The sequence below is a fragment of the Psychrobacter alimentarius genome, from assembly GCF_001606025.1.
GTDB classification, from domain to species: domain Bacteria; phylum Pseudomonadota; class Gammaproteobacteria; order Pseudomonadales; family Moraxellaceae; genus Psychrobacter; species Psychrobacter alimentarius.
This window is the reverse complement of sequence record NZ_CP014945.1, coordinates 411,233-424,703: the sequence shown is the minus strand read 5'-3', so window position 1 is coordinate 424,703 and position 13,471 is coordinate 411,233. Positions and strand designations below refer to the sequence as shown.

The window sequence follows — 13,471 nt, the reverse complement described above, 5'->3', positions numbered from 1 at the left end:
ATCGCAGATTGGCTCATGGTTAGTAAGAGGTTGAAGCGTCAATTCATGTAAGCATATGCTTACATGAATTGGATAATGCTATCTATAGCTTCTCTTTGGGACTCACTGTTGCTTCAGGGTCGGCGCTTAACATAAGATAAGCCGCTTCATTAATAAAGGCTTCATCTTCAGGCAACTCTGGACGCTCAATAGCTTTCATTCGGCTACGCTCTTCGAATTTTGCATCCATTGCCGCTTGATAGGTGTTCCAATTGGTATATGGACGTTCGCCAGTTGCGATAAGGCGTTTGTTTTCAGCTTCTAACGAACGCTTTTCAATCAATTTCATCTTAGCGCGGCGACTATTGATATCAAGGAGGATGGGTTTTTTCTCGTCTTCCATATCGCGAATATCATTCAATGAGGACAGATACACAAACTGTGGGTTTTGCTCTTGACGAATTTTAGACTGCTGATTGAGTGTCGCAAGCGTCGTATCGGTAAACTTACCTTCAGGTTTGTAGGGCGCTGTCTTAATAGTATCCCAAGGTAGGGCATTTTTTTGCGCGCGCTCACCAAAGGTTGCGTCATCATAGATATTGACCAATTCAACATCAGGCACAACTCCTTTATTTTGCGTACTACCACCAGTGACACGGTAGAATTTACGCTGAGTCAATGTCGCTGAACCCAGCGCTAGATTGTCGAGCTGAATCTGAGCTGAGCCTTTACCAGTGGTCGTGCTACCGACAACCAATCCACGGCCATAGTCTTGAATAGCAGCAGCAAATATCTCACTGGCAGAGGCAGAAGCCAAATTGGTAATCACGGTCATCTTACCGTCATAGAGTTGCTCGCCACCATCATCATCACGATAGACTTGCACATTGCCGCGATTGTCGCGGATTTGTACCATCGGCCCACTCTTAATAAAGAAGCCCAGCATCTTGGCAACTTCATCCAAGGAGCCACCTGGGTTATTGCGCAAATCGACAACCAAACCATCGATATTTTCTTCGTTCAATGCCTTTAATGCTTTTTCGGTATCGATACTCACGCTGCGATAATCTTCTCCATTGCGACGAGCACGATAATTTAAATAGAAACTTGGTATCTCAAGAACGCCTATACGTTTTGGCGTTTTATCAATATTGGGGCGCTGCACTTCTACCACGCGATGAGTGACACCAGATTCTTCTTGTTGAATAATGTCACGAACCACGGTCACGTTACGAGCACTAGCGTCAGGTGCATTAGGCTGACGCACCTTGATCGTCACTGATGTACCGCGTTTGCCGCGAATCAAACCGACAATCTCACGCGTTGACCAGCCGACCACATCAGTCATGTTTTCACCATCTTTGGCGATACCAATGATCAAATCATTGGGCTTAATCTGACCCGATTTGGCTGCTGGACCGCCATCGACTAATGTGACAATACGGGTATAATCTGGGTTTTTACGGTCAGGGCGAATGGAGACACCAATACCTTCTAATTGTAAGCTAGACTGAATCTGCAATTCATTTGCTTGTACTGGTGCGTAATAGTTGCTGTGTGGATCATAGGTCAGCATTGCCGTATTTAAGATGGTTTCCATAATCTCATCATTGGTGAGACGTTTGAACTGCTCTTGCTGACGTGATAAACGATTTTGTAAAATCTCACTAGGCGTACGCTGATCGTTACGTACTAGATCCTGTCCGCGCGTGATATCTGGATTACTCAAAAATACTTTTTCTTTGGCCTTTTCATCTTCTTGGCCCAATGTGATACTCATCAACTGAAATTTCAGCTGACGCGTCCAATAGTCGCGCTGCTCCTTTTTGGTTTTAAAATGATTCAGTTTTTCACGATCGAGCACGATGGTTTCATTACCAGTCAAATCGATATCCGTCTTTAGCATTTTACTTGCCATGGTAAAATATTCGTTTGAACGTTTGCGATAACGCTCAAAAACGTCTACCCCTGCAGACAAATCACCGCGCTTGAGACGATCGCCAAAATCATCACCGTATTTTTTCTTAAACTCATCCACATCAGATTGTAAAAATAACGTGTGGTTGGTATCGAGGCTATCAATATACATAGACAAAATCTCGCTACCAGTCTTACTATCTAATGGCTGATTGAGATAATGACTTCGATCCAGCAAAGCTGCAACCTGACGAGTGGTGATTTTCTGTTCTGGTGTCTGTACAAAACCCTCAGTATTGGTTTCTGCTACTGCGGTGCCATAGCTTTGAGCAAGTATAATACCGGCCACACCCACTGACGCTGCACTGAGTAACCACTGCGCTGGTTGTTTTTTCATATATGTACCTAGTTATTTTAAGTTAATATTGTCTGTTGTATCAGGAACAAAAATTATTGGGTCAATCTCTGCCTATCAACCCTATTTTTTACATTGCACGCCATTGCTTGTTTGCCATTAACTATCGGTTTTTTATCTCATTATAGTTTCTATACTGTAGAAACACTTCATCGCTATCATTAGCAGCTGACCATGTGACGCTACAAATCACTCAATCTTATCATGAGCCTAGGGAGCGAATTGTCTCAAACTGTATAAGCAATCTTACACCCTACGTCTACACATACCAAACTTTCTATCATATTTATTCTAGCGATTTTTCTCATAATTTTTGCGTAAAATTACCTCGACTTAATATCACGCTTTTAGTAGATGATGTTATCGGATTATACGACGGTCACAATAACTGTCATAATAATGTCATCATGACATGGCGACAGCCTTTGATTAGCATTCGCTTTTGTCCATTAAACCTATAATACGACACGATATAACACAATAAGGATTAGGCTATGTATGGCGTTTTAATGATTGATATCGATAGTACCGCCTTGACTGCTGAGGACGTAAGCTTGATTAAACAAGCTCAAGTTGGGGGCGTAATATTGTTTGCCCGCAATGTTGCTGATGCGGCACAGGTGCGCGCATTGTGCGATGACATACGCTATCACAATCCTGATATATTAATCGGGGTTGATCAAGAAGGCGGCCGCGTCGCACGATTACGTGAAGGCTTTACCCCACTACCAGCGATGGGTAGACTTGGAGACTTATTTGACCAAGACCCAAACCGTGCCCTTAACTGTGCTTATGACTGTGGCTATCTCATGGCAACCGAAGTCATGGCAGTGGGAATTGACCTAAGTTTTGCGCCAGTACTTGACAGAGGTGGTATCAGCCAAGTGATTGGAGATCGCAGCTTTCATCATGGGACGTCCGCTATCGCCGCACTAGCAGCTCAGTTTATGCGAGGTATGAAAGCCGCCGGCATGGCAACCACAGGCAAACACTTTCCTGGTCATGGTGCTATTGCGCCTGATTCACATGTGTCAGAAGCGATTGACACACGTAGTTTAGCGGATATTATCGATAGTGATATGCAGCCATTTGCGCAAACATTGCCATGGCTAGATGCCGTTATGCCCGCACACGTAATTTTTTCGCAAGTCGATAATAAGCCAGCTGGCTTCTCAAAAATTTGGCTAAAAGACATTCTTCGCGATCAGCTTAAGTTTGAAGGGGTCATTTTTTCGGATGACTTATCTATGGCTGGCGCAAAAGCAGTCGGTGATATCAGCGCTCGTGTCAAAGCGGCTATTGAGGCAGGGTGCGACATTGCCCTGGTTTGTAATGATCGTGTCGCAGCCCATGAAGCGGCAGCAGCTGCTCAAGAACTGTCTTACCCTCATCAAAATCGTATCAAAACCATGTGTGGCAAAATACCCATGTGGCAAGGTGATCTTATCTCGACTTGCCAGCAGTTCGATTATTGGGAACAAGCAAAACAGAATGTTACGCAAACTTTCTTTGATACACAATCTTCGACAAAGGCAGCAACTGATAACACGGCTGAATCGATAGACCCTACCAATTATAATTAGCGCTTTAATAAATCTTATTAAAAATAATCGTTTTGTCTATCAAGTATGTTCCATTCATTACTTATTTTTTGCCAAAATAAAAACCGCTCCTGAATAAGGAGCGGTTTTTTAGTGATTGATAAAGGTTTTATACAAGAGCTTAAATAATGCAGGCTTAGTTGGTTGGATCTAACGCTGTACCTTGGGTGGCGTCATCACCATCTGGTAGCAGATCATCATTATTGTTATCAAGCGGGTTCATGTCAGGGTCCATTGAATTATTTGTACCCAGCGCAGCGCTGCCAGTAGCCATGGCTTCATTGGCATTCACATCTTGATCATTTACCATAAACTCAATACGGCGATTGCGGAAACGCCCTTGTTCAGTCGAGTTGTCAGCGATAGGATCGGTCTCACCCATACCTTTCGTAGACAATTTACTTTCATCAATGCCTTGAGAGACTAAGTATGCTTTGACTGAATCAGCACGCTCACGTGATAATTCCATGTTATAAGCATCTGACGCTTGACTGTCTGTATGACCAATAATCACCAAGTTCATATCTGGCACTTCTGCCATGATTTTGGCAGCACGGTCAAGAAACGCTTTATTCACATCAGGGATAACGGCTTCATCTACTTCAAAATTAATGACCTGTATGCTCAATGCACGAGCCACATCACGAGGATCTGGGTTTTCGCCCAAATTCATCATCGCTGCATCAGCCGCAGCCAAGCTATCATCAATCTCACCTTGCAAATCTAACGGACCTTCAGCTTGTACGGTCATTGCTGGCGCGGCTGCTTGTAGATCAGATACTAGTTTTTCTAGAGCGGTGGCATCTGGCGCATTGACGGTGATGTTATCGCCTTTGATAATCATGCTAGCGTTTGGTACGTTTTTGACGATAGGCAAAATAGTAGCAAGCTGTGCTGCTGCTGGCATATCCGCTGCAAAGTTATCGTCTACATCAGCACGGCATTTATTGGCTTCATCACCAAATGCACTGGTCAACGCATTCATAACGTTGGTCTGCAATGTCTCGTTGCCCACATTCATGCGGCAAGCGTACAATTCATTGTTTTCACCTGTGGCAATGCTTAATGAAGCAGGTTCAATATCTGCTGCCACCGCTACTTGCTCATCACCGTCAGCTGCTTGCTGCTCGGTCACAGCAGGCGTTGCCACAGGCTCAGGGTTCTCTTGACAACCACGAAGGAGTGCCCACGCTAGCGCCCCTAAAATAATCAAACCAATAATTGGTAATAAAGCCTTTAAGAAGCTGCCCTTTTGCTCTTCTTCGCGCTGCAAAGGCGCTGTGCTCACGGTATCAGAAATATGCTCGCCAGCAACTGCTGGTGTGGCGGCTAACATACCCGCTGGCAGAACCGTGCTCGCCCAAGCCGGTATATGATGCTGATAACTGTCAAGATTGTCATTTAAAAATTGCGGTACTGGCGTATTGCCTGCTAAGCTTTTGATTTCATGAAAAGCAAGTGGTGCTGCCATTGCCACTAAACCACGAGCGGCCGTCTGATCGACATCGTGTTTGGTCGCTAATTCGCGATCAATCTGGTCACGGTGAGCATCCTCTGTCCAAACGCGATCGTAAAATTGTTGGTCATCACGCCCGATGTTTTCATTAGCAAAGCGATTATACGTGTTTGCGTCAGCAAGACGGGCTGCAAAAATCGCATAAAATTGTTCAAGCAGATTTTGCTTAGCGGGACTATGATCGTCTCCTAATACGGCTGGGCTTACCGTTCTTGTCAGATGATTGATAATATCCATAATGTGTTTTCTCCATTAATTATTAATATAATTTGAGTGTCAGTTAGAAGCTTTTAATATCAAAAAAATCGGTAATAAAAAATAATTCAAACTATAAACGGCTCATAAAAAATTCTGATACAAAATGACAAGTCATAACAGGTCATACCGTTAACGACTGCATTTAACCAGTGTTATTATAAAAATTTTAAGCATACATTCACAATCAACACGTTGTTGTACAAATGATACGTTAAGTAATGTTTCAGTTATGACTCGTAACCAAAAGAAGTACCAAGTACAAGTCATTATCTTATTGTTACTCAATACATTGGAGGCTTATTTCTGATTATGATGATCTCAGTCTAATATCGCTAACATAGATAGAACTATAGAGAAGACAGGAAAGAAAAACGAACGGTATGAGAGAACGCTCACACCGCCCGCTTAATTTGATAAGCGCTTTGGTTTACTGATATTCATTAGAGATGATGCTTTTTATTTAAACTGTGGTCCCCTCACTTGCGCTGGCTCTACCACGATAACACTATTTGCCATGTCATCTGCTTCCTCTGGGGAAATAGGACCTGACGATCTATTTGGTGTCGTATTGTTCGGTGTGTTGCGAGGAATATTACTAGGAATATCAGCAGGCACACTATTATTGTTAAAACCTCCATTGTTCGGTGCAGGAAGAACAGGTGTCACCCTATCACCTGTATTATCATCTGATGCTTGATACTCTCCAGATCCACTGCCATTGTAGTTATTATTGAATTGACTATTGGGCGCTATATCGCCGTTTTCAAATTGCATATTGGCCCCGTTCATACCTGCCATATTATTGATAGCGGCACCGTCACTGCTGTTATTTGGTAGGGGTAGAGGAGCTGTGCTATCAATCAGCATCGTCGGCGCTAAAGCCTGTATATCTGCGACCATCTTTTGCAGTAGCATACTGTCTGGAGCCTCTAATGTAAGACGATCATTTTGCAGCTGTAGACGAGCAAATGGCGTTGACCTGAGTGTCGTAAAGATATTCGGCAATACTTGTGGCGGAATAGTGGCAATGTCAGTTGCTACCCCTGCTTTGATGGTCAACTCACAAGTACTCGCTTGCTCACCAAAGCTTGTATTCAGAGCCTGCTGCAATGTCGCTTGCAATGCTTCGTTGCCAACCGTTGCGCTACAAGTATATAAACTCCCACTGTTATCCACGCCAACGATCAACTCAACGGGTGTCATTACTTGGGCTGGCACTTCTACAGGTGGGGCGGCCACCGGCTCTGCGGCGACTGGTTCTACAGGTGGCGTATTATTGGGTTTAATCAGTAATGCCCATGCGGCAAGTCCGATACCAGCAATGGCTATGATCAATAAAAACACCCGTACCAGTAAGTCATTGCGTTGATTGCGAGTGCGTACTTTTTCTCGCTTCATGCTGCTGTTGTCGCCCCAATGATGCGCTGATGGATTGACATGAATGCCATCCGTATTGGCTACCAAGTTTTCGGTGGTACGTTCTTTATCCGCATCTTCTAAGTAGCTTGCGCTTTCTACATAAGATGCTGTGGAAGTGGCGACTGCTTCTTGGTCTATATTGGACGCCTTTATCGCAGCCAAAGAAGCCTCGCTCACTGGTACAGTAGCCACATCAACGCCACGTTTTTGATATGAGTCGCTATTAGAGATTTGAGGTGCTGCAATCGCGGATGCCGACCATATTGGCAAATACTGACGCAACGCTGTCTGTTCTGTCTGTAAAAAAGCTGGCAAGAACTGTCCATCAGCCAATATTTTTAGCTCGCGATAAGCCAAGGGAGCTGCGTTAATCAGTAGCTGCGAGGTCGTCAGTAAGTCAATATGATGCGTGTCAGCCAACTCTTGAATGATCAGTCGCTGTACTGCTTGATCTTGCCACAGCTGTTCAAACAGTGGGCTTTCTACCGAAATATCAGACGTTACTCCCTCATCGGCACGCATAATGTGCGAGTAAACCTGTGGTAATGCCAAACGTGCCGCCAAAAGAGCATAAAACTGCTCAAGCAAACCGACATAAGCCACCGTATTTTTATCGTCACTATTACCTAATATAGCAGGTGTAACGGTTTTTTCTAATTGATTGATAATACTCATAAACAATTGCCTCTGTCGGCCTTTTTTAACTTTATAAAAAATTAAGTATTTATTTTATTTATTACTGCCATACTTTGGGACACTTTTATTATTCGTGCACCACTATCTCTAAGATACGAGGTATTTTTCACGTTACTTAACATCTTGCTCTATTATTCACTATAAAAGCATAAAAATGCATCGTTTTGTCACACAATATATTTTTTCGAGATTCTAACTACTGTTAGTATGAACGTACTATTAAGACTTAACGTTTAATAATTTGTCATTGGTTATGTTTATTTTTCACTCAGCCGTAACGCTTAGGCGTTGAACATTGTCATTTATAACCTTTATATAACATTGTCACCCATCAGGCGAGGCCTAAGGATTATCCTTTGTTTAACCATACGACCCTTATCATTATTATTACCGTTATTGTTAGCTTACTGGCATGGCAAAACAAGACGCTATTCAATCGACTTATTTTTTATCCACCAGCGGTAAATAATGGTCAATGGGATCGTTTTGTGACGCATGGTTTTATTCATGCTGACAGTATGCATTTGCTGTTCAATATGTTTACTTTATACTTTTTTGGTCGTGCTATTGAAGGCTTATATCAGTCCTTCTTGTTTGGCTATGGTTTTGTGGTATTTTATGTCTTAGCGATTATTGTTGCGATGATTCCAAGCTATATCAAAAATAAAAACAATGCCAGTTACTTAAGCCTTGGCGCATCAGGTGGTGTATCAGCAGTCTTGTTTGCTTTTATTTTGTTGGCACCTTGGGAAAAAATCTATCTATTTGCGGTTATTCCTATCCCTGCGATATTGTTTGCGGTAGCTTACGTCGCTTATAGTATTTACGCCGATAAACGCGGTGGTTCAAACATTAACCACATGGCACATATGTGGGGCGGTGCGTTCGGTATCATCGCGACGATTATTTTAGAGCCAAGAGTGTTGCCTCACTTTTTGAGCGCGCTGTTGTCACCTGGTTTTTAAGGTAATTTTTATCAGTTATTTTTTGAATGTCTTGATGACCGTAAAAACGATGTTAGACAGGACATCAATGATGATACCTTGTTAGCATTTATTTGGCTGGCAAACCGTTCCAAATTGCTATATGAAGATTTTTTGACCTTTAATATATTACATTGAGATTTGCTGATTTATTATGATTATAGACATTATTGGTGACATTCACGGTTATGCAGATAAATTAGTGGGCTTACTAACACAGTTGGGCTATCGCCATAATGGGCAATATTTTGTCCCACCAATCGGTCATCGCGCCCTATTCATTGGCGATTTAATCGATCGAGGTCCACAGCAGGTGGCCACTTTAGAGATTGTTTTTGCCATGCTGGATGCCGATGTGGCTGATGCGGTCATGGGTAATCATGAATACAATGCTTTGGCTTTTGCAACGCTTGACCCTAATGATTCTACTCAATATTTACGCTCACATAGCGACGTGCATAAACGCCAGCATGAAGCGTTTTTAGCTGAAGTACCATTTGGTTCAGACAAACATCAGTATTGGTTACAGCGTTTTTATGAGATTCCATTATGGCTTGAGAGCGATGACGCTTGCTTTGTACATGCTTGCTGGGATGTCGATAGTATGGCTATATTACAGCCTTTTTTGACAGAAGATAATTGTCTGACACCGCAAGGCCTGATAGCCACTGCAAGCGAGCCTAGTGTGCCGTTCGACGCCCTTGAGCGTGTGCTAAAAGGGGTGGAAACGCCATTGCCCGAAGGTATCGTAATGGTAGATAAAGAAGGTACTAGGCGCACGCGAGTGCGAGTGCGTTGGTGGCTTGATGAGCTGAACACACGCACGCTTTATGAAGTTGCTCGCGCGCCTACGTCTGCCTTGGCACAAATTCCAAGCGATGCATTGGCCGAAAACATCGACTTTGCCATCAAAACTCATAAACCTGTGTTCGTGGGTCACTATTGGCTGACTGGTACGCCTGAACCACTCAGCCATCAAGTGGTCTGCACCGATTATTCAGCAGCCATAGATAGTGGTTATCTGACGTGTTATCAGTTTGATACTGAACAGCCGCTGCCCTTAAAACCCAGTAATTTTTTACAGCATCGTCATGATAACCCCACTGATGAAAACCCATAAATCCGCACGATTCTTTTTGCTTTTTGATTAAACTTGAAACTTGGCTTTACGAGAGCGGCAAAATTTTTGTATGATGGTCTTTTTGAGGATATTAACGCATGAGCACAACATCGGCTACCACCCATGCTGCTGAGACAAACGGGCCTATCACCTCTCCTAATGGTCAGCCAAAAGTTGGCATTATCATGGGATCACAATCTGATTGGGCTACGATGAGCGCTGCAGCACAGTTGCTAGCAGACTTTGATATTGCTTTTGAGTGTGAAGTGGTGTCAGCACACCGTACGCCTGATCGATTATTTGACTATGCCAAAAACGCAAAGTCTCATGGTTTGCAAGTGATCATCGCTGGTGCAGGTGGCGCCGCTCATCTGCCGGGTATGTGTGCCAGCCAAACGCCACTTCCTGTATTTGGCGTGCCGGTAAAATCCTCTATGCTCAGCGGTTGGGACAGCTTGCTGTCTATCGTACAGATGCCTAAAGGCGTTGCTGTTGGAACGTTAGCAATTGGCACAGCTGGCGCTTATAATGCGGCTCTCCTTGCCATTCAAGTGCTCGCCTTGCACGATGAATCGCTAGCGACTAAGCTTGATACGTTGCGCACGACGCAAACCGATACCATTCTTGCTAGCCCAACACCGGGTATTATCAATCATTGATCATCGCTATAAAATGCTTGATGGTTGTCAGACCTTATTGATATATGTCCCATCACCTTGAATAATTTTGATAGTAAATGATATTGATAGTATACGTATGGTTAGATAAGTCTGAATTGAGCGTTACTGAATATAAGGTGCATCGTATGCACCTTTTCCTATTTTACTAGATTGATTTCTAAATTGTGCCACACCAAAAATATCTTTCATTTTTAATTTAAAGAGCCTGCCATGACTACAGCGAACGCTTACCCTACTACCCAAATCATTCGTACCATCGGTATTTTAGGCGGTGGTCAGCTTGGTATGATGCTTGCCGAAGCCGCCATTCCATTAGGGTATCAGTGCGTGTTTTTAGAAGACAATGCCGACTGCCCTGCCAGTTTATATGGACGCGTTTTTCATAGCGACGAGTTAGACGCGTTTATTGAAGCGGCAGACGTCTTCACACTAGAGTTTGAAAACACACCCACCTCTACTGTTGAGCATCTGACCAACTTATCAACGGCTGGTAGCAAGCAGGGCATGTTTCCCCCATTGATTGCGCTTGATATCGCCCAAGATCGCTTAAAAGAAAAGCAGATGTTTCAGAAGCTCGATATCGCGACCGTCCCGTTTATGGCCGTCAACTCTGAAGCTGAGCTACAACAAGCTTGTCAAACGTTAGGATTGCCAATTGTGCTCAAAACGAGCCGTGGTGGTTATGACGGTAAAGGTCAGTTTGTCATCAAAGAAGACAGCGACATCAAAGCTGCTTGGCAAGACCTCAAAGATGCCGTCAGCGGCAAAGGCGCATTAACACCAACACCTGCACCATTAATAGCGGAAGGTTTTATTAACTTTAGCCGTGAGGTTTCTATCATTGCGGCACGAGGACAAAACGGTCAGGTACGTGGTTATGATTTGGTCGAAAACCATCATCATCAGGGTATTTTAGCCAAAACTCAAGCGCCTGCCGTTGGCACCAGTCATTTGCTTAAGCAGGCCACTGATGCGATCACGACCGTCATGAATCATTTGGATTATGTTGGCGTGATGGCACTTGAGCTGTTCGTTGTCAAAGATGCGCGCGGCAACGATACGGTACTCGCCAATGAGATTGCTCCGCGTGTGCACAATTCTGGACATTGGAGTATCGAAGGAGCTATCACCAGTCAATTTGAAAATCACATTCGCGCAGTGGTCAACCTACCACTGGGCGATACAGACAATGTGCACCCAGCAATCATGCTCAATGTATTGGGACAGTACCCTGATATCAGCGCAGTTCTTAAGATTGATGGCGCTCACTATCACAGTTATCATAAGGCAGAGCGTGACGATCGAAAAATTGCGCATATCACCTTGATGCCCAACGATGTCGCAAACTTAGAACCTGCTTTAGCCCAACTTGTCGCCATCTTGCCAAATAAAGTGGGGCTTGATAAAAAAATCGTTGCTGTTGACGATCAAGCAAAGATGGCAGATGATCTGACTGTTGCTGACACTGATGACACTGATGACACTGATGACACTTTAGACAAAATAAGCACCCAGAGCGAAGACTCTCAAGCAGATGAGGCTCAAAAATAATGCAGATTTGGGTAGATGCAGATTCTGTACCTCTGATTGCCAAAGACTTGATCATCAAGACCGCTGAGCGTACCAAGACGATGGCGATATTTGTTGCCAATCAGCCAATCAAACTACGTAAGTCACCACTGCTTATTATGACTGTGGTGCCATCAGGGTTTGATAAAGCAGATGACTATATCGTCGAACAAATTCAACCAGGCGATCTTGCGATTACCAGCGATATTCCTTTGGCTAATGATATATTGGATAAAGGCGGTATGGTGTTGACGACACGCGGTGTGGTCTACGACAAAAATAATATCAAGCAAAAGCTTAATATGCGCGATTTTATGGATACCATGCGTGGTACTGGTGTCTTAGAGCTACAAGAGATGAGTGGGCAAAAACCTTATGGTGACCGTGACAAAAAAGCCTTTGCAGATGGCTTAAATCGCTTGGTTCGCTGATATTTTTTCTTCTCATTCATTTTTGTTCTACTCTTATCAATACTTTCTTTTCTTGCAAACCGTATACATTCCCTAACCAAACGCTATCCAATTGGCACGCATCATAACGAAGCGCGCCAATTTTTTTGCTATGCTGGTTTTAGTTTTTAAACAACGCATATATAAGAATAGGAATGATTATGAAAATTTTAGTGATTGGTGCAAGTGGGCGTGTAGGTACTGAGCTGGTAAAACAATTATTAGCTGATGAACATCAAGTGATTGGCACCACACGTCAAAAAGAAGTTCTATTTGATGATGCCAATTATAGCCAGCTTGATTTGGATATCACGGCTGAAAAAGATGCCATTCAAGACCAAATGGATAAAGACATTGATGCAGTGTATTTTGTGGCAGGATCTGGTGGTAAGGATGTGTTAGAAGTCGACTTGCATGGCGCTGTCAAAACCATTCAGGCAACACAAGATAAAGGTATCAAACGTTACATTATGCTTAGCGCAGCGTTTTCTTTAGATACCAGCAAATGGAATAGCCCCGGTATTGCAAACTTAAAAGAATACTATATCTGCAAACATTATGCAGATCAGTGGTTGGTAAATAATAGCACGCTTGACTACACCATTGTGCAGCCAGGAGCGTTAAAAGAATGCGCAGGCACAGGTAAAATTGCCATTGATGAAAGCGCTGGCGAAAATTCGATTGAAGATGTCGCTACAACGTTGGCTGCTGTATTAACCGCAGATAATACCATCAAGCAAGCGTTTAACATGCATAACGGCGACATTGATATCAACGAAGCCGTCGCGACGGTATAAATCCGATATGAATAGAGTGCTTGAAAACAGATGAGCGCAAATGGCTCATAAAAATGGTCGTTTGTTATTCAG

The 13,471-nt window shown here is 43.4% G+C and carries 10 protein-coding genes; 7 read left to right on the top strand and 3 right to left on the bottom strand.

The window, feature by feature from the left end:
* Nucleotides 1-82: 82 nt before the first annotated feature.
* Nucleotides 83-2,293, bottom strand: coding sequence for a carboxy terminal-processing peptidase (locus A3K91_RS01795; RefSeq protein ID WP_062843749.1), 2,211 nt, complete (start codon nucleotides 2,291-2,293; stop codon nucleotides 83-85).
* Between the two features lie 512 nt (nucleotides 2,294-2,805).
* On the opposite strand from A3K91_RS01795, the gene nagZ reads away from it, so the two are divergent.
* Nucleotides 2,806-3,894 carry a beta-N-acetylhexosaminidase gene (nagZ, locus tag A3K91_RS01790; RefSeq protein WP_062843748.1) on the top strand — a complete coding sequence of 363 codons (1,089 nt, stop codon included), beginning with the start codon at nucleotides 2,806-2,808 and terminating at the stop codon, nucleotides 3,892-3,894.
* A gap of 154 nt (nucleotides 3,895-4,048) precedes the next feature.
* Here nagZ and A3K91_RS01785 read toward each other — a convergent pair whose 3' ends face one another.
* Nucleotides 4,049-5,665 (bottom strand): OmpA family protein, encoded by a 1,617-nt coding sequence (locus A3K91_RS01785; protein ID WP_062843747.1) that lies wholly within the window; start codon nucleotides 5,663-5,665, stop codon nucleotides 4,049-4,051.
* A gap of 477 nt (nucleotides 5,666-6,142) precedes the next feature.
* The gene (locus tag A3K91_RS01780) at nucleotides 6,143-7,780 is read right to left on the bottom strand and encodes a hypothetical protein (RefSeq protein ID WP_062843746.1); all 1,638 of its coding nucleotides are present in this window, start codon (nucleotides 7,778-7,780) and stop codon (nucleotides 6,143-6,145) included.
* A 377-nt stretch (nucleotides 7,781-8,157) separates the two neighbouring features.
* Here A3K91_RS01780 and A3K91_RS01775 point away from each other — a divergent pair, with 377 nt between their 5' ends.
* The 6 genes from A3K91_RS01775 to A3K91_RS01750 all read left to right on the top strand — a co-directional run bounded on the left by A3K91_RS01775 (nucleotide 8,158) and on the right by A3K91_RS01750 (nucleotide 13,399).
* Nucleotides 8,158-8,766: a rhomboid family intramembrane serine protease gene (locus tag A3K91_RS01775; protein ID WP_062843745.1), complete on the top strand. Its 609-nt coding sequence runs from the start codon at nucleotides 8,158-8,160 to the stop codon at nucleotides 8,764-8,766.
* Nucleotides 8,767-8,938: 172 nt separating this feature from the next.
* Nucleotides 8,939-9,904, top strand: a complete 966-nt coding sequence (locus tag A3K91_RS01770; RefSeq protein ID WP_062843744.1) for a metallophosphoesterase — start codon at nucleotides 8,939-8,941, stop codon at nucleotides 9,902-9,904.
* Between the two features lie 98 nt (nucleotides 9,905-10,002).
* Nucleotides 10,003-10,563 (top strand): 5-(carboxyamino)imidazole ribonucleotide mutase, encoded by a 561-nt coding sequence (purE, locus tag A3K91_RS01765; protein ID WP_084387222.1) that lies wholly within the window; start codon nucleotides 10,003-10,005, stop codon nucleotides 10,561-10,563.
* A 231-nt stretch (nucleotides 10,564-10,794) separates the two neighbouring features.
* On the top strand, nucleotides 10,795-12,135 hold the full coding sequence (locus A3K91_RS01760; protein WP_062843743.1) for a 5-(carboxyamino)imidazole ribonucleotide synthase: 1,341 nt from the start codon (nucleotides 10,795-10,797) through the stop codon (nucleotides 12,133-12,135).
* On the top strand, nucleotides 12,135-12,584 hold the full coding sequence (locus tag A3K91_RS01755; protein WP_062843742.1) for a YaiI/YqxD family protein: 450 nt from the start codon (nucleotides 12,135-12,137) through the stop codon (nucleotides 12,582-12,584). The genes A3K91_RS01760 and A3K91_RS01755 overlap by 1 nt, the downstream gene beginning before the upstream one ends.
* Before the next feature lie 179 nt (nucleotides 12,585-12,763).
* Nucleotides 12,764-13,399 carry an NAD(P)H-binding protein gene (locus tag A3K91_RS01750; RefSeq protein ID WP_062843741.1) on the top strand — a complete coding sequence of 212 codons (636 nt, stop codon included), beginning with the start codon at nucleotides 12,764-12,766 and terminating at the stop codon, nucleotides 13,397-13,399.
* Nucleotides 13,400-13,471: the final 72 nt, after the last annotated feature.